This window comes from Balneola vulgaris DSM 17893, from assembly GCF_000375465.1.
Classification (GTDB): Bacteria; Bacteroidota; Rhodothermia; order Balneolales; family Balneolaceae; genus Balneola; species Balneola vulgaris.
Window position 1 is genome coordinate 809911 of sequence record NZ_AQXH01000001.1, and the last position, 18020, is coordinate 827930.

Annotated in this window: 14 protein-coding genes; all 14 read right to left on the reverse strand. The window is 40.3% G+C overall.

Annotated elements, in window-relative coordinates; translation table 11 throughout:
- Positions 1 to 120: 120 nt before the first annotated feature.
- Complete coding sequence (locus tag B155_RS12890) at positions 121 to 1422, reverse strand: hypothetical protein (protein WP_018126866.1); 1302 nt, start codon at positions 1420 to 1422, stop codon at positions 121 to 123.
- Positions 1423 to 1458: 36 nt separating this feature from the next.
- Complete coding sequence (locus tag B155_RS0103530) at positions 1459 to 4155, reverse strand: TonB-dependent receptor (protein ID WP_169331268.1); 2697 nt, start codon at positions 4153 to 4155, stop codon at positions 1459 to 1461.
- A gap of 134 nt (positions 4156 to 4289) precedes the next feature.
- Positions 4290 to 6368, reverse strand: a complete 2079-nt coding sequence (gene ftsH / locus B155_RS0103535; protein WP_018126868.1) for an ATP-dependent zinc metalloprotease FtsH — start codon at positions 6366 to 6368, stop codon at positions 4290 to 4292.
- Between the two features lie 117 nt (positions 6369 to 6485).
- Positions 6486 to 7514, reverse strand: coding sequence for a thiamine-phosphate kinase (gene thiL / locus B155_RS0103540; RefSeq protein ID WP_018126869.1), 1029 nt, complete (start codon positions 7512 to 7514; stop codon positions 6486 to 6488).
- A gap of 75 nt (positions 7515 to 7589) precedes the next feature.
- On the reverse strand, positions 7590 to 8036 hold the full coding sequence (locus B155_RS0103545; protein ID WP_018126870.1) for an ExbD/TolR family protein: 447 nt from the start codon (positions 8034 to 8036) through the stop codon (positions 7590 to 7592).
- Positions 8037 to 8038: 2 nt separating this feature from the next.
- Entirely contained in the window at positions 8039 to 8578 is a 540-nt protein-coding gene (locus tag B155_RS0103550) for an ExbD/TolR family protein (RefSeq protein WP_018126871.1), read from the reverse strand.
- 10 nt (positions 8579 to 8588) lie between these two features.
- Positions 8589 to 8864: a hypothetical protein gene (locus tag B155_RS0103555; RefSeq protein WP_018126872.1), complete on the reverse strand. Its 276-nt coding sequence runs from the start codon at positions 8862 to 8864 to the stop codon at positions 8589 to 8591.
- A gap of 36 nt (positions 8865 to 8900) precedes the next feature.
- Positions 8901 to 9617: a MotA/TolQ/ExbB proton channel family protein gene (locus B155_RS12895; RefSeq protein WP_018126873.1), complete on the reverse strand. Its 717-nt coding sequence runs from the start codon at positions 9615 to 9617 to the stop codon at positions 8901 to 8903.
- A 169-nt stretch (positions 9618 to 9786) separates the two neighbouring features.
- Positions 9787 to 13173, reverse strand: coding sequence for a hypothetical protein (locus B155_RS0103565; protein ID WP_018126874.1), 3387 nt, complete (start codon positions 13171 to 13173; stop codon positions 9787 to 9789).
- 178 nt (positions 13174 to 13351) lie between these two features.
- Positions 13352 to 15250 (reverse strand): protein-disulfide reductase DsbD family protein, encoded by a 1899-nt coding sequence (locus B155_RS0103570; protein ID WP_018126875.1) that lies wholly within the window; start codon positions 15248 to 15250, stop codon positions 13352 to 13354.
- A 24-nt stretch (positions 15251 to 15274) separates the two neighbouring features.
- Positions 15275 to 15721 (reverse strand): 50S ribosomal protein L9, encoded by a 447-nt coding sequence (gene rplI / locus B155_RS0103575; protein ID WP_018126876.1) that lies wholly within the window; start codon positions 15719 to 15721, stop codon positions 15275 to 15277.
- Between the two features lie 15 nt (positions 15722 to 15736).
- Complete coding sequence (gene rpsR / locus B155_RS0103580) at positions 15737 to 15988, reverse strand: 30S ribosomal protein S18 (RefSeq protein WP_018126877.1); 252 nt, start codon at positions 15986 to 15988, stop codon at positions 15737 to 15739.
- Positions 15989 to 16015: 27 nt separating this feature from the next.
- Positions 16016 to 16402, reverse strand: coding sequence for a 30S ribosomal protein S6 (gene rpsF, locus B155_RS0103585; RefSeq protein ID WP_018126878.1), 387 nt, complete (start codon positions 16400 to 16402; stop codon positions 16016 to 16018).
- A 181-nt stretch (positions 16403 to 16583) separates the two neighbouring features.
- Positions 16584 to 18014, reverse strand: a complete 1431-nt coding sequence (locus B155_RS12900; protein WP_018126879.1) for an NADH-quinone oxidoreductase subunit N — start codon at positions 18012 to 18014, stop codon at positions 16584 to 16586.
- Positions 18015 to 18020 lie beyond the last annotated feature (6 nt).

Here is an 18020-nt window from a genome sequence, read left to right on the forward strand (position 1 = left end):
TGTACCAATGTATTGAGTAGCAAAAAAAAGAGAGTTACGATTCCTCATAACTCTCCTGTGATCAGCACACCTCACAAGAAGCTTGTGAGACGTAATATGTTTAAAAAACGTTGTTTTGGATTAGTTGTCGTTCCAACGAACCCAAGCACCAGTAGCCCAGTTAGTTGAACCGAAAGCACCAACATGAGTAGCGCTAGTGTTGAAGAAACCATCGCTTGGTGGGGTTGCACCAGTCACTGGGTTTGCAACTGAGAAATCAAAAGTTGATGCACTTGTGAATCCAGGGTCTTGCTCCATAGTTACCGCACCGAAGTCGGTAGAATCTGCAGAGTTAGCGAAACCGCCGTTATTCCACACAATAGTATTATCGATAGAAAGAGCAGTTGGGAACGCAGCACGAGTGTCATCTTCGATTTTGAATGATAGCGATTCGAAGTCAGTAATGATGAAGTTCTCTAGCTCACCTTCAAACTCTTCTCTTAAACGCATGCCGTAGTTTTTATCTTCAGCATCTTTGGTTGAACCATCTTGCGTTAAGCCAACTAAGGTTACGTTGTATAGTGTTGGTGAAGTCGCATTTCCAGAACCAAGCGTCTTACGTCCATCACTTTCAAAACCATTATCAGCACCTGCAGTTTGAACCGCTAACCAGTACTGACCTTTACCATTCCAACCTTCATCCATATCGAATGAATCATCATCGTTGAATGCAGAGATTAAGTACTTCGCGTTTACAGAACCACCGAACCACTCGAATCCATCATCCGTACATTTGTACACTTGGATGTACTCTAAAGTAGTGCCACTACCTACCGAGTATAGTGATAGTCCATTAAGCTCCGATCCTTCCACAAAAGAGAATCCTACGTACTCGATACGAACATACTTAAGGATACCGCTATCGTCGGCATTGTTAGAACCACCGTACTGAATTGCATCCGGAAGACCTTCAACTTCACCACGTCCACCTTCGATGTTGTTGATCCCTTCACCAGCAAGTACGATACCGCCCCAGTCGCCTGGTTGTTTTTCCGCTCTTGCAGAAGTGAATACGATAGGATTTGAAGCTGTACCTTCAGCTACTAAACGACCACTTGCACGAGGAGTCTCGAAGTTACTCTCATCAGCAGGAAGAGTAATAATAGCTCCAACATCATCAATGTTATTATTGTGATAAGTAAAACTTACCGTAACACCTGGCTCAATAGTTAGTGTAACGCCTGGTAATACATAATACTGCCCAGTTAGCGTCATATCTGCTGCCCAAGTAGTATCATTTGCAATCACTGTTCCCGGCAGTGAAGCATATAGTTCAGGAATTTCATTTCCCTCGTCGCCACCTGTGCTGCTATCTTTACAAGATGCAAAGGTGATAGATAGTGCAACTGCGAATAGTGCTAGAAGCTTGATGTTGGATTTCATAGTTATATTATTGTTGATGTATTTAAGTTGTATGTATTAGTTAAATGAATAGCTAAATCCGATTGAAAAAGTAGTTCCGACTTCATAGCGATTGGTAATCACATCACCCTGCTTATACTCCACGTGATCACCTAAAATATTTTCGATGCTCGCATTTAAAGATGCTTTTCCTAAGTTCTTCGTGAAATTGAGATCTAATTTGTGGAAGGGTTGTTCAAACTCATCATCAGGCTGCTCATTATTACCTACTGCTGAAATGCGCTTCCCAAATGTGTTGTACGACAGTGTCAACTCACCGTCAATATTCTTTAATAAGTAGTATGCGTTTGCATTGAATGTGTATGGCGACTGACCAAACATGGCACGTTCAGAGTTAGCTTGTCTACCAGTGGCAGCACCATCTTCATAATTAACGCCAGAGATGATATAAGACAAGTTGGTGCTAAATCTTAAACGCTCTGTTAGGTTCTTACGTCCTTCGAGCTCAACACCATACAATTCAGCAGAATCAACATTATCATATCTCACTTCATTGTTTTGCGTGATGCGGTAGAATAGCTCAATAGGATTTTCGAATTGCTTGTAGAATACACTAAATGCTAATAGCTCGCCTACATTCGGGTAAGTCTCGATACGTAGATCGTAGTTTTGGATTTTAGTTCTCTCTAGACCCGGATTACCATAAACCGTACGTCCACCCACAAAATCTTGGAAGTTAAAATTCGACAGCTCACGGAATTCAGGACGTGCAAGAGTGATTGAAACCGCACCTCTGATGTTGGTATTGTCGTTTAAGCGGTAGGTTGCATTGAATGCTGGTAAGAAATCCGTTTCATCAATTAATACTTCATCATTAATGAACTGAGCCGAATTCTCCACTCTTAGGCCTGTCACAATATTCCATTTTTCACTTGGCGACCAGTTCACAGAAGCATAAGCAGCAGCTAGCTCTTGGTAGCCTTCATAAGAATCACGAGAACTCGAACTTTCAATAAGATCTAGTTTTCCATCTTCAACATTTTGAGCCGTAAAAATCTGCTCAGGCGACATTGACTTCTCATCAGTTGGGAAATTGTTACCTAAATCTTGGTAAACCAATTTATATGACTCAAAAGAACGGTCTTTAATCAGCCCAAATGCTCCAAATTTCACTGTGAAAGGGCTGAGTGGCTTGAACTCATAATCTAGCTTAGCTGAATAGTTATTGTCGTCTTGAAGCGAAAAGAAATGCGTGTTTCCTCTGAATGGGAAAATAACTTGGTAAGCGCCAGCATCCGTTTCACCGTACTGCGTTGTTCTACGATCTGGAAGATCACGTACTGCTTTTGAATACGAGAGATCAAGATCTAATTTCGACTCCATAAGCGACTGCTTGTACGTTTCTAGCTTTAAAGAAGAAGAATAAATCGCACGGCGGTCAAACTCAGCAACTGTTTGGCGGTTATCATTATCGAAGTTGTAATAGCTTCCATTGATCACCGAATAAGTATTGTTCGAAGAGTTTGAGTATAAATTCTTCAAGCCAATTTTAGTAACCGAGGATGGCTTGATGAATACATTCATCATGGCACTTAGATTCGTCGACTCAACACCCGTATTTCGTAAGTAGTCGGAACCTAAGAGTACTACATCAGAAGTTTCGTTGTAGTTATTGATATAGCGAACCGTTTCGTCATTCCGCGATTCAGTTTGGTACTTATAGCTGAAATTCGAAACGATACCAATTGGCAACTTATCCTGATTCAGTTGATCACTGTAACTGAAACTAATTTTCTGGCTTGGCATCGACTCAATATTCTTTGATGACCAATTACCATTTAAGTCGCTTACAATACCTGCAGCTTCTTGTTGAGAGGAAACCGTTCCGTCTTTTACATCCGCAGGCAAACTTCTAAGTCCATCATCATATCCAAGGAAATCAGTTTTACTACCGTTGTAACCTAAGTAATCTTTAAAAGTAGAAACTGAATTTAAACTCGTTGAATACGAGAATGACAAGTTCTTTTGGTCTGGAAACTCTTTGGTCGTGATTTTAACAGAACCACCTGAAAACTCTCCATATTGATCCGGTGTGAATGTCTTTTGAACAACAATATTATCTACAATACCACTCGATAGAATATCAACCGGTGCTTCTTTCTTATTTGGGTTGGTTGAAGGGATGGGTGAGTCGTTCAGTTGAACATTGCTGTATCTGTTTCCAAGTCCACGAACATATACATCGTTACCACCTACTACGGTAACACCAGATACTCTTTTCATTGCAGAGCCTACATTCCCATCTGTAGACTTTGATAGCTCTTCCGCTGAAATTCCATCTTGTACTGGAACAGCTTTGCGCTGCATTGAAAGCAATCCAGCTTCTCCATTTTGAACAGCTTCTGCCGTAACTACTACTTCATCTAAGTTAGCGACTTCCGTTTCTAAAGCTACATTGATTACAACGGTCTCGCCTTCTCTAACTTGAATATCCGTGATAACCTGCTTGGTATACGAGATATATGAAATGGTTAGAGAGTATACACCTGCATCTAATTTGCGAATGGCATACTTACCGTCTAGATCAGAAATGGCACCTCTTGTAGTGCCAGTAATTGCAACGCTTGCCCCGATGATTGTTTCACCAGTTTCTGCATCGACTATAGTTCCAGTAATCTGCCCTGTTTCTTGTGCTGAGACAAGGACTGGTAGGGTAACCAGGAGTTGGATTAGAAGTAATTTTATGTATTTCACGAGTGTGCTGATTTGGTCACTATTTTGGTTGTGACCAAGTATACCCACACACTTTTGTGAAACTGTTACCGCTAGGTTACCCTTTAATTACGAGTACATTACCTCAATGTTAAGAGCTTGAGAAACCCTGCTAATTATGCGTCAGTGGACTTCTCTTCTTTATCTTCAGACTTGTCGTCCGAATTCTCTTCTTGCACTATTTCAACATCTGTAGCAGATTCAGCTTTCTTCTGTCCATTCTTTTTAGATGAACTGTTTGAAGTCTCAAACATTCCTTCAGGATATCTACCCAATGGACGGTCGCCTAATAAGTCTCTTAAATCGTGGTGATTCAGTACTTCTTTTTCAAGTAACGTTTGAGCTAAAGACTCTAAATGCTCACGATGCTCGTTTAATAGATCCATCGTACGTTGATAGTTTCTAGCAATGATATCGCGAACAGCCACATCAATTTTGTTACTTGTTTCTGGCGAATATTTACGGTTGAAACCGTAGCTATTATCTGGATTGTTAGAATCTCTAAGTGAAATATATCCAAGCTCATCACTCATTCCATATTCAGCAACCATGGCATAAGCCATATTAGTGATACGCTCTAAGTCGTTTTGAGCACCTGTACTGATTTTACCAAACACAATCTCTTCAGCTACACGTCCACCTAATAGAGCACAGATTTTCTCATTCAACTCTTCCGTATTCATGAGGAATCTATCTTCCAATGGCGTTTGTAAGGTATATCCTAGGGCGGCTAATCCACGTGGTACAATACTCACTTTTAACACTGGGTCGGTGTATTCTAAGAACCAACCTACAACAGCGTGGCCAGCCTCATGGTAAGCAACAATCTTACGTTCTTCAGGACTTATGAGCTTATTCTTACGCTCTAAACCTGCAATCACTTTTTCGATAGAATCTTGGAAATCAATCATTTCGATTTCTTCCTTGCCTCTACGTGCAGCTAATAAGGCGGCCTCGTTACATAAGTTGGCAAGCTCTGCTCCTGCAAAGCCAGGAGTTTGTGAAGCAAGCACTTTCAATTCAATATCATCGGAAAGAATTAGCTTCTTTACATGAACTTTTAGTACTTCAATTCTACCATTTAAATCTGGTTTGTCGATCAAGATCTGACGATCAAAACGACCTGGACGTAGTAACGCGGAATCGAGTACATCCGGACGGTTAGTTGCCGCCATTAGGATTACCCCTTTATCCGAATTGAAACCATCCATTTCACTTAATAACTGGTTCAAAGTATTCTCACGCTCATCATTCGAGCCCATCATCATACCTTTACCACGACTTCTACCAATAGAATCAATCTCATCAATAAATACGATACATGGAGCTTTTTCTTTGGCTTGCTTAAATAAGTCACGCACACGAGCCGCACCAACTCCAACAAACATCTCCACGAAATCAGAACCACTTAAACTAAAGAAAGGCACATTAGCTTCGCCGGCAGTTGCCTTCGCTAATAATGTTTTACCAGTACCTGGAGGGCCTACTAATAACACCCCTTTTGGTAGCACACCACCTAATTTGGTGAATTTCTGTGGATTCTTAAGGAATTCAACTACCTCTTCCACTTCAGCTTTTGCCTCTTCTAAACCAGCAACATCTTTAAAAGTTACTTTGGTGTCTTTCTGTTGATCGTATAGAGAAGCTTTGTTTTTACCAATATTCAGTACTTGCTGGCCAGGGTTCATTCTTCGAAGAATGAGTACCCAGAACCCAATAGCTAATCCAATCATCACTAGCCACATGAATACACCACTAAACCAATCTTCTTCGATGGTGATTTCATACTCTACATCATTCGCATCCAAAACTGGACGAATATCATCACCACGTAGCATCGTGGTTCTAAAAATCTTAAAGCCTTCTGTATTGCTACCTAAATTAAAGCTCTGCCCATCGTCTTCAGCGGGTGGCTCAATTATACCATCTCGAATCGCTTTATCGGTATAAGTACCCTCAATATAACTTCCGTTCTTAATAACAATTTCTTGTACATACCCCTTTTCAACATACTCTAAAAAAGTACTGTACTTAAGATTATTTGTAACTTGTACGCCTGTATATAAGAACTGAGCAATAAGAAGAACTAAGAAAATGATTAGAAAACCCCAGGTAGGAAACTTCGGAGTTTTAGAATCAGGCTTATTATTAGGAGCCTTGATGTTCTTCTTAGGAGCTGATTTTTTATTAGCCATTTAGTTGTTGTGAACTTTTAGAAAAAATATTGAGTGAATATACGTATTAATAACTCTATCCGAGAATAGCTTTGCTACGGTAACGCGTGTTAGTCAAAAAACGTGCCATAAATAGGCTTATGACAAATCATCAAAGGAAATCACATCCCCTTCTGCCGTTTGCATTTTCATGCCATCTTCTTGTGGAACGAGTCGCCCTACAACTGAGAAATCATTGAATTCTTTAACAAATTTCTCTACCTGTTCTTCAGGAAGTGTAAACACCATTTCAAGGTCTTCGCCACCGAATAAGGCATATCGATCTACATCTTCTTCCATTTCATCGGCTACATGGCGTGTCTCAACCGCAATAGGAAGTGCAGCCTGATATAAGTAGGCCCCTGTACCTGAAGCCGTTGCAATTTGGCTTACTTCATTCACTAACCCTTGGGTTAAATCAATCATTGAAGTAGGTTTAATACCATGTTGCTTCAGAGCTTCAATTAAGTTCTTTCGGGCTTTAGGAACGAGTTGTCTTTTAACTACGAATTCGTATTCTGACAAATCTGGTTGAATCCCTTCATTGCCATGTTGTTCCCAGAATTTCTTTTCACGCATTAACACTCTGAGGCCGGCTAAGGCTGCACCTAAATCACCAGTAACACAGATAGCATCGCCTTGTTTAGCGCCATTTCGATAGGTAATGCTTTTTAAATCTGCCTCGCCATAAACCGAAATCGTTATAACCATATTGTTATGATTTGCTGTTATGTCGCCTCCAACCACTTCTACTTCGTATTCAAACCCTGCCGCGTAAATACCTTTGTATAAATCATCTACCATTTGTGCCGACTGGCGATTTGGCAATGCCAAATTAACTAGCACAGAAGTGGGTGTTCCATTCATTGCATAGATGTCACTAACCGCTGCACTTATCATTTTATACCCGAAATGGTGCAATGGAGTATAGGTAATATCAAAGTGAACGCCTTCTACATAAGTATCGGAAGATAAAAGGGTCGCTGTTTTACCATCTTTCTTTAATACAGCTGCGTCATCGCCAATACCCTTGATGGTATCTTGATTGGAGTGAGATTCGTACTCACTAATTTGCTTGATTAAACCCTCTCGGCCTACACTTTGGATGGTTTTGAATTCTTCTGACATAATATTCTAAGGTATATAAATAAAAAAAGGCAACCACGGAGTCCGTGGGTGCCTTAAAGGTACGAGGCTTTTAGATTAATTTTCGCTCTTTGTCGAATAATTAACTTTAAATGTTTGTGCCTGCTTTAATTCTTCTTGTACATCTGTTAACAAACCGAACTCAGAATCTTTATCTACACGAAGTGATACAATCATTCTAGGTTCTTCAATTAGTTTATCATACATGATAGTACGAATAGCATTGATATCATCTTGAATAGAATCATCAATTTGAACTTTATCGTTTCCTAGTTTATTACCAGGAAGGCGCTCAGGTCCAATATAGATGTAAGAAACCAATCGCTTTTCTTCGATCTTTTCGATGTTCGTTGCTTTCGTTAGATCAACTCTAACTTTCAACGTAACCTCTCTAAGTACCGTTGTTACCATGAAGAAGAATAGAAGCATGAATACCACATCAGGCATTGCTGATGTTGGCACTTCCTGCTTAGTACCGGCTTGCTTTTTCTTAAAGTGTGCCATGTCTACTCCTTGTCAGGTTCTGCGATTGATATTTTCTTAGGATAGATATCTTCAACTATGTCTCTATTCTCTTTACTAAGTCTAGAGTACTCTACACCATAGTTTGCAAGAGCTGCTTCATTTCTTAAAATCGCATAGGCTCCAATTACTTCATCCAACATATCGATGTAGATGCTATAAGGGGTTTGCCTAACCGTTTTAATTGAAACAATAGCGGCTTGTGGGCTAACTGAAAGTGTCTCGAGATTCTCTGGATTCTTAATAAACTCAATAATCTTCTCCTGGACTTGCTCCATTGGAGTTAATTCTTCATCCATTAGAACCAATCCATTCTCATTCACCACTATCTTCATGAGGTTACGCTCACGAATGGGTGGTGGTTGATCTTCTGGATTCAGTGGCGGAGGAAGAACCATCCCGATACCCGTATCCACGTTAATCGTGGTGGTTACCAAGAAGAAAATGAGCAAAAGAAAGGCGATATCGGCCATAGAAGATCCATTGATCTCTGCACCTTCTCTTTTACGTTTCTTTAATAGCATAATCGCTTAATTAAAACTTGAATGTTCCGCGAAGACCTGTAAGCACGATGGTTCCAACCATTCCTGCCATCATAATACCAGCAGTGGCCACAGCGGCTTTAACTAGGTCTTGTCCAAGAACTGCGTAACTAATTCCGAATACCACGAATGGTACCATCATTATTGCAATTCTTTTAAAATCTTGTTTGCCTTGAGCTAAGCTCTTAATCGCAGAGATGATCATAGATAACACCCCTAATACGATAAGACCGATGCCAAGAGCAACACTTAAACTTACTAGATTCATAATAGTCTCCTTTTAAACTACTTAGTGTTAGGATTATTATTCTGAATCGGTGCTGTCAGAAGAAGGAGCTACAACTGGCTTTCCTTGCTTAAGAAGAATAATTGAATCGATTAATGTAATTGAGCTTTCTTCCATTTCAGCGATTAAGCGGTCAATTTTAGAAACACAGTAGTTGTAACCGATTTGCAGAATAATACCTGCAATTAGACCACCAGCAGTTGTTAGAAGTGCTACTTTAATACCACCTGCTACAATACTAGGTGAGATATCTGCGGCTGCTTCGATATCATCGAATGCTGCAATCATACCTACTACGGTTCCAAGGAATCCGAATAGCGGTGCAATAGCGATGAACAACGACAACCATACCAAACCTCTTTCAAGGAAGCTCATTTCAATAGAGCCGTATGCTGCAATTGCCTTTTCAGCGGCATCGATACCTTCATCGGCACGCATAAGACCCGCTTGGAATACTGAAGCCACAGGACCACGTGTTCTTGCACAAAGTTCTTCTGCTGCTTCAATACCGCCCTCTTGCAAGGCTTCTTGAACGTTAACGATGAATTTACGTGTGTTAATATCTGCGAGGTTGAGTGTGATAATTCTTTCTAGGAAAATTGCTAGACCTAGGATCAGTGTGATTAATACTGGCCACATCCAACCGCCGTCGTTTCCTTGGTTGAATTTCTCAACGATAATGTTAAAGAAGCCCCCATCGGCTTGTAAAAGAAATAGAGCAATCGACGATGTCATGTTCACTCCGAATATGTTTTAAGTTATTGTCTAAGTTTATTGAGGCGAAAGAATAGTTCATTTTGAAGTAAATGTCAAAGTAACGAACCATAGATTCGCCAACATTAATTGCAACTAAACCACTCGTTTTGCCCCTACATTGTAATGCATTTTGAAACCGAAATAAAGCCTAAAAAGTAGCATTTACAACTAATTTAACGATGTGTATACTATTATTATTGGCTGAGGTCCTTCCATCATAGGAAAAGTTGAACCTAACCAGATTACTAGCCCTATAGCTAGCATTTAAAGCCCATAACAGGCTCTCTCCTTTTCCGGCACCTTCTGTAAGCTCAAAAATACCAAGGGGATTCGTACTCCCATCCACCAAAATGCTTCTAAACTCTACACTAGTATTTGCTTGAAGCTTGCGCCAGAGAAAAAATCTGTGGGTATTTCGAATTTTTACAATTCTAGCTGAAACATTTTGCGAGTCATTCTTACGATCTTCCTTAAATGTGTAACTACTTGCAAATCCTGTTTGCCATGAAGCGTTAATTTTGGATTCAATAGATTGCTCTATTTTCTTTTCCCGAATATTAAAATTTCTGTTTGTTAGGCTCGAGCTGAGATTCTTATTTGTATTAAGAGCCACCAGAGTCCCCCCTTCTATCTGATCTGATATTCTATAGGAAGTACTCAAAAGCCAAGAATCATTGAACTGCTCATAGACTTCACTACTTCGTCTACTCAAATTTCTCAATTGGTTATAGCGCAGGTCTATATCAAGTGGACTATAATCGGGTAGAAACTTCAGAAATTTCTCCCAACTCAACACTCCATTGAGGGTTTCCTCTTCTCTGAAAGTGCTCAATTTTAATAAATAAACATCACTGAGGTTTTCAGTGGTACTATTTTCACGTACATCGAATCTAGATATGAGCTCTACATCCTTCCATATACTCGAGTCGCCCAGCCAAAGCAGAGGCTTAATCACATGCCGTGTTCTAAACCTTAGGCTAATTACTTGCCGTAAGTCATCCGCAGGCAATAGTTGACGAATGTAGGTCCCTTCATTCGGAGTGAGTTCAGGGAAAAACTCATCAACCTGCTCAATCCCATCTTCGTTAAGATCATCCCAGGTGTATTGCCCTATCTCAGGCCCTACTTCTATATAAGTCTCTTGAACCAATGCCTGCTGTTGGGTAAAGGTGTCATACAGAAATTCACCATCTATAAAGTCAGAGGTACTAGCATAGTTGGTTACCGACCTCATCAATAAACCTGTTTTATTAGCTCTGCCTTGTTGCTTACCAAAGTCTGTAAATCGCTTCTCTCTATAGGTGAAATTATTTCGAGTGGTAAAGTTATCACTGCCCTGTACATTTACCTTTACAACATGTTGATGAGCCATGGAATGCTGCTCTAAGGCATCTTTAACTTGGTTATACTCCTCTTGTACTCTCCATTCGAACCCATATCCTATACTATATGTCGAGTTTCTATATTCGATATTTGGACCCACTTCAATAAACTGAAATGATCGACTCCCCAAGCTATCCAATCGAATATTTTTATCTAATCGCTGTTCATGTTCGAATCTTAGACCGGGTATCAATCCTGAACCAGTGAACTGAGCACTGCCTTCTTGCCGAATCCAGCTTGTCTCTAAATCGACATCATCACTTCTACTTTGCACCCAATCTTGACGATACTGAAGATGGATTCTTTTTCTTGCTAACCAGTCCAGATTACTAGCTTGCCTAAGCGACTGAAAACCGGATTTATTCAATCTACCTAAAGAAAATGATACGCTATCTTTAGATGCCGATGTGAACCCAATCTTAGATTCCAAAAGGGTTTCCTTTTCATCTTCTGAGATAGGAGCATTCCACTTACGTTCGAACTCTATGTCTTTTGCTCGGTCAAAATAAGCGAACTCTGACCCTGTTATTCGGCTTCCCACTTCAATACGTGCTAATCCATTATATAAGGGCAACTCATCGATTTTGATATCTCCTAGAAAACCGAAATCAGTGTTATCACCATCGTCTAAGCTTGAAAACCTGTTCTTGTCTAAATCACTGATGGCCCATTCTGTGTTGAAGCGTATATGTTCGTTAAACTGAATACCACTTTTGATCGCTGCCATCTGTTGCTCTTTTGGTGAAGGCAGTATTCTTGAAGAACTATAACTCCCGTTATTAGGACCTACCCATTCAAATAACAAACCATTTACACTACTCCCAATGCGATCATAAGCTCCCGCCCCTACCCCAACTTTAGTAAACCGTACTTTATATAAATCTTCGTTGGTGTCGGTATCGGTGGTATTCTCATAGATGGTATAAATCTGTCCATTATATAAGGTGTCCTTCCTAATATAGAATACATTTACATCGGTATCGTTTGCGGAAACTGTTGTGGCTCCAGACACTCTGGCATCTTCTCTATTGTCACCTGCACTTTTAAGCACCTCAATGTCTGATTCTGACAACACGCGTTGAGATAACAAGTTGTTGTTATCTGCTTGGCGAATTACCGTAGCACCAATGGTAAAACGTTTATCTTTTGACGTGGCCAGTCCTTCCGCAGCAACAAGTGTACTACTGAAATTCTGATTCACATATTCGTACTCAACAACAATGCGTGTTTCTTCTTTAATCAATTGGTTACTGGTGAAATAAATTTCACCCAAACCGTAGTCAATGATGTACTCTTCAGTTTCACCCCGTTGAACCAATTCCCCATCAATATATAATCGCTCAGTTCCTGCAAGTACTATTACGAACTCATCATTGTCATCCCCTGTTAATCTATATGGCCCTTGAACTCCTTCCAGTCCACTAAAACTTAACCTCTTGTAATTCCCCCTAGCTACGGATGCTGCCCCGCTGTAGTCCCCTTTACTACTTTTATTATAGAGAGCCGCTCCTTGAAGGCGACGATCGATCTGAGCGAAATACGACTGATCCAATGCCAAATCCACATCACCCATTTCTATTGAAGTAGTAGGTGCGTTCACTTGAATAAATACCCGATCAAATTCCTTTAAATTTTGCGTAGTACCATCAGGCTGTATTGGGATACTGCGATCTGTGAGCACCCCTTCAATCGATACGTTGTCTGTTAATTGACCACTTAGTTCAAAATTGAGTCCACTTTCAAGCACGAAGTCTTGGTTACTTCCCACGATAATCCCTCTACTAATACTTCCTCTTTGTTGAATATCATAACCACTGGGCAAATTGCTTGAACGTGAGGCTCCTTCAAAGGGAATCATTCTTGAATCGACACTATCTGATTGCTCATAAATAGGGATGGTACTCGAATAGCTTCTGCGCAATTGCAGTGGTATTCGTTTATATCGAATTGTAAGGGAAAGCGTGCCACCCGATGATAGTTTGGTGAGGTATTCTTGTTTAAATGATTCTTTAAAGATGATCTTTGACGACTCCGCTTCAAACACCCAGTATTCATCCCCAATTTCAATCTCTTGTATAAATAGCTGAAGACTTCCCTCTACTATCCAATCCTCAAGTTGATGAGTACTATCAGAATCAGATACATAGATCACTCTCTCTATCGGTTCTGTTAAGAACTGAGCGTACGCTTCCTCCCCTGAAACAAATAAAGCTATTACCCAACTTGTGAGTAATAGCTTTAAAAATTGTTTGTAAGCTGAAGTCTTCAGGGCTGCATCATTGAATTACTGTTCGCTAGAGGCTAAAACATTCCACGATTAGGTTCAACTATTACCTGTTGTTAAACTCAGCTAAACCTTCATTCAAGAATTCAATGAAATTCTCTTCCTTGGTGTACCCTAATACTTGATCGATTACAACTTCATTTACAGGATCATAAATTACATAGGTTGGCAGTGCGATATTACCGGTTAACTCAAACTGAATTTTTTGATTGGCCTTCGCATCCTTGCCCCCATCGGTGTACAATTTAACTAGCTTCATTTGTGCGAACACCTCTTGTACTTCTTCAAGCGGGAAAACATTCGTTTCCATGGCCCTACAGTTGGTACATGTGTATCCTGTGAAATCTATAAAGACCGGAATTCCTTCAGCTTTTGCTTCCTCTAAGGACCCTTCATAATCCTTACTCCAGCCCTCATCGGCAGAGGTGGAACCTGCACTGGCACCTAAAGAGGAAATCAGACTTACATCGGTTGGTTGCTTTGGAGGCAAAAAGGCGTCCCAAATCCCCAATGATGATCCTAATAAACCAGGAATCAAGTAAATACTGAAAGCTAGCAATGGCATGGCTAACAACATTCTTCCAGTTGAAATATTCTCAACTTTCTGTTCATGCTTCAAGGTTAAAAAGCCTAATACATATACGCCTGCTAGTAGGAAAATCACAATCCAAAATGCAATGGTAAATGGACGAGAAATTAATCCCCATTCCCACACAAGATCGGCATTGGATAGAAACTTAAAAGCAGCAGCGAGTTCGATAAAACCTAAAAGGACTTTTACGATATTCATCCATGAACCACTTTTAGGTAGCGATTCGAGCCACTTTGGGAACATCGCAAATAGCACAAACGGACTTGCAAAAGCCGCAGAGAAGCCTATCATTCCTAGAATTGGGTAAAACCATTCTCCACCTACCGTAGCCGTGAATACGGCACCCACAAAAGGTGCGGTACATGAAAAAGAAACAGCGCTAATGGTCATGGCCATAAACAGGATACCAACAATACCCGAGCTCTCAGTACTTTTTCTATTTAAGTAGTTTGTGAGCTGATGTGGAAGTTGCAGTTCGTACATGCCTAGCAAACTGAATGCAAAGGCAACCAAAACAGCTGCAATCATCAAGTTAACTACTGGGTTGGCTGCGAAATTCTGTGCTCCGGATGCTCCTAATAAAGAAGCTAATACAACCCCTAGAATGGTGAATGTTGCTACAATAGCTATTCCAAATAAGAGAGCTGAACCTATTCCCTTTTTAGCATCTTCTTGTTTAGAGAAGTATGAAACCGTGAGAGGAATCATCGGGAATACACAAGGAGTTAAAAGAGCTGCGAAACCCGCTACGATGGCAATCCATAGAAAAGAAAAGATGCCTTCGCTATTCAATCCACCTGATTTCTTAACCTTTGCGGTATCATTCGTCTCAGCTCCTCCTAAAGCTGCTTCATAAATGTCGTCGGCTACTCCATCAACTACAACCCCTACAATTACGGATTTACGGGTTGGTGGTAAGCAAACTCTATCATCACATACTTGATAAAATACTTCAAGATCTAAGTTCTGTTTGCCTTGTAGTTCAGACTTTACAGCTACGGGAATTTCGAAATTAGCATAAGTGCTATGCCACCCTAATTCAGCTTCAAAGTTGGGGTCGAATTCAATATCTGCTTTGGATTCAGCTACATCGCCAGCTATAACAAAATTTGGAGATTTAGCTGAAAACGCTGTTGGATAGGGCCCTGCGTCGGGGTCGTTTAGCACCGAATATAAGTGCCATTTACCTTCAATTGAAGCTTCTACTTTAACAGTAAAAACTTCACCAGCCTTTACAGTATCAGGGGCTTCAGATAAACTGAATTTTACAGGATTTGGGGGCTGTGCGTATAAAAAAAATGGGGATAACACCGCTAAGATGATCCCCATTAAAAGTGTTCGTTGAACCTTCATTCTGAAATTTTAATGTTAAGGGCCTTATTCAGCTTTAACTACCCAGAATTTAACTTTAGGATTCAAATCGCCAACTAAATTCACAGTTGCAGTGTACTCACCTAGCGTTTTAACATCTTCGTCTAAAGAAATGTTTCTTCTATCAACAAGGATTTCGCGTTCAGCTAGAGCATCAGCGATATTGATGTTAGTTACGGTTCCGTGAATTTTGTCGTCTTCCCCGGTAGTTACAGAGATAGTAACAGAGGTAGCCTCTAAAAGTTGTGCAAGTTCTTTAGCTTCTTGAACAGTTAGTTCAGCTCTTGCAGCAGCTTGTCTCATACGTAACTCGAGTTCAGCGATGGTGCTTTTTGTTGCCAATACAGCTTTAGCTTGTGGGATAAGGTAGTTACGACCGTATCCGTCTTTAACATCCACTAAATCGCCAGCTTGGCCTAATTTTTCTACGTCTTCTTTAAGAATAACTTTCATTGTACTGTATGTCTTTTATCTGAGATTTTCTGCTACGTATGGCATCAAGCTTAAAAAACGTGCTCTTTTGATTGCACGGTTAATCTGACGCTGGTGTTTTGCGCTTGTTCCAGTAACTCGACGTGGAAGGATCTTTCCTTGATCGTTAGTAAATCTCTGTAGAGTTTCTACGTCTTTGTAGTCGATGTACTCAACTCCGGCTTGGGTAAACTTACATTGCTTTACCTTGCGGATACTTTTCTTTGGGTGTGAAGGATTCTTAATCATAATAAAAAATCTTTAGATGATGGAGGGTTAGGCTTCTTCTTTTTCTGCGTTTTCCTCTTCTTCAACAGCGAAGATATCAGGAACAGCATTTTTCTTCTGAAGCTCACGGTGACGAAGCATTTTAGCATCATACTTTAACGTTAGGTAACGTAGTACATCGTCATCGATTCTGAGATTACGCTCAATAGGTGCAATTGCTTCTACTGGTGCGCTAAAGTACATGTTCACGTAGTAACCAGTACCTTTCTTGTCAATCTCATAGGCTAGCTTACGCAAACCCCATTCATCAACTTCTTCAATTTCACCGCCATTAGATTCGATCAGTTTATTTACTCTATCAACAACGGCAGCGAACTTATCCTCGTCTAAAACAGGATTGATGATATAAGTAAATTCGTAGTAATTCTTACTCATTTTTATATATATGTTTCTGTGGATGTTTTCGTGATTGAAAACAGTCATCTCGGCACTTTGCCGAAATAACAGAAGGCCCCAAAAATAAGCTTTTATAAGGCCGAATACAATACAGCTTATTTTATTTATTCACGCTGATTGATATCCATAAAAAAACCCCGAAGGCTCGGGGTTTAGATTCTTAAAAAGAAGTAAGCATATCCATGAGTCCACCCGTTGGCAGCACTGGCTCTATACCGTAATACACGGTTAAGATAGCTAGGATTACCAAGGCCCCTTTTGTGAGCATTGATGGATCAAATAACTCTACTTCTTGGTGTGCTTCACGGAAGTATAAGTACACCATCACTCGTAGGTAATAGTACACACTTGCCGCACTCGCTAGTACCCCGATGATTGCCAATGGAATCATGCCGGCGTTGATAGCTGCTGCAAATACATAGTACTTCCCAACAAATCCAACGAACGGTGGAATACCTGCTAAACTGAACAGGAATAAAGATAGTAATACTCCCATTAATGGCTTTTTGAAACCAAGACCAGCAAGGTTGTTTACATCAGAAAAGTCTAAGCCTTTGTTACGCTCGTAGTAAGCTATCACTCCAAAAGCACCTACATTCATTAAGGTGTAAGCAAATAAGTAAAAGCTTACCGCACTGTAACCTTCAATGCTTCCAGAAGCTAAACCTACTAATGCATAACCAGCGTGAGCAATACTAGAGTATGCAAGCATACGCTTGATGTTATCTTGTACTAGGGCAATGATGTTACCAAATATCATAGTTATGATAGCAACTACAGATAGAACTGCCTGCCAGTCTAAGCCCTCAACAGCTGGTAATGCTCTTGATAACACAAGAATCATGGCGATAAAAGTTGCCGCTTTCGATGAAGTTGCAAAGTAAGCCGTTAAAGTGGTTGGTGTAGCTTGGTAAACATCTGGTGTCCACATATGGAATGGAACCGCTGATACCTTAAATAAAAATCCGATGAGTAGTAAAGCAGCACCCGCAACGAATAATAAATCTCCACTTGCAGCAGCGCCGATACCTGTTAAACTAGTAGTTCCTGTAGCACCATATAGAAGCGCAGAACCGTACAGTAAGAAACCTGTTGAGAAAGCACCTAATAAGAAGTACTTCAATGCACCCTCAGCACCTTCTTTTTCATTCTTCATTAATCCCGCAAGTACGTATAAACAAATACTCATGGTCTCAAGACCTAGGAATAAAGAAACTAAATCGTTGGCTCCAGCTAGGCATAGCATCCCTGATGTAGCAAATAATACAAGAGCATACACTTCACTGTAATTATGCCCAATGTCTTCTAGGTAGTCATTAGATAGGAATACACAGAAAAGAGTACCTACCAATATGATTATGCTACCAAAAGCTACTGCTCCACCATGTACTAACATTCCAGAGAATGCTTCTGTAACAGGATTGCCGAGGTCAAGGATTGCGAAAAATAATGCCGCAACTAATGCAACGGCTGTAATGCCAAATACGGACTTAGATCCGCTTTTTAAGGCTTCGATAGTAATTACTACCAAACCGGCTACAGCTGTTATGATACCCGGTAAAAATGCTTGTAAATCGCTTATATAATCCATTCTCGT

Coding starts and splice junctions, on each gene's coding strand:
- B155_RS12890 (WP_018126866.1), bottom strand. CDS start 1,422: ATGAAATCCAACATCAAGCTTCTAGCACTATTCGCAGTTGCACTATCT.
- ftsH (WP_018126868.1), bottom strand. CDS start 6,368: ATGGCTAATAAAAAATCAGCTCCTAAGAAGAACATCAAGGCTCCTAAT.
- thiL (WP_018126869.1), bottom strand. CDS start 7,514: ATGTCAGAAGAATTCAAAACCATCCAAAGTGTAGGCCGAGAGGGTTTA.
- B155_RS0103545 (WP_018126870.1), bottom strand. CDS start 8,036: ATGGCACACTTTAAGAAAAAGCAAGCCGGTACTAAGCAGGAAGTGCCA.
- B155_RS0103550 (WP_018126871.1), bottom strand. CDS start 8,578: ATGCTATTAAAGAAACGTAAAAGAGAAGGTGCAGAGATCAATGGATCT.
- B155_RS0103555 (WP_018126872.1), bottom strand. CDS start 8,864: ATGAATCTAGTAAGTTTAAGTGTTGCTCTTGGCATCGGTCTTATCGTA.
- B155_RS12895 (WP_018126873.1), bottom strand. CDS start 9,617: ATGACATCGTCGATTGCTCTATTTCTTTTACAAGCCGATGGGGGCTTC.
- B155_RS0103570 (WP_018126875.1), bottom strand. CDS start 15,250: ATGAAGGTTCAACGAACACTTTTAATGGGGATCATCTTAGCGGTGTTA.
- rplI (WP_018126876.1), bottom strand. CDS start 15,721: ATGAAAGTTATTCTTAAAGAAGACGTAGAAAAATTAGGCCAAGCTGGC.
- rpsR (WP_018126877.1), bottom strand. CDS start 15,988: ATGATTAAGAATCCTTCACACCCAAAGAAAAGTATCCGCAAGGTAAAG.
- rpsF (WP_018126878.1), bottom strand. CDS start 16,402: ATGAGTAAGAATTACTACGAATTTACTTATATCATCAATCCTGTTTTA.
- B155_RS12900 (WP_018126879.1), bottom strand. CDS start 18,014: ATGGATTATATAAGCGATTTACAAGCATTTTTACCGGGTATCATAACA.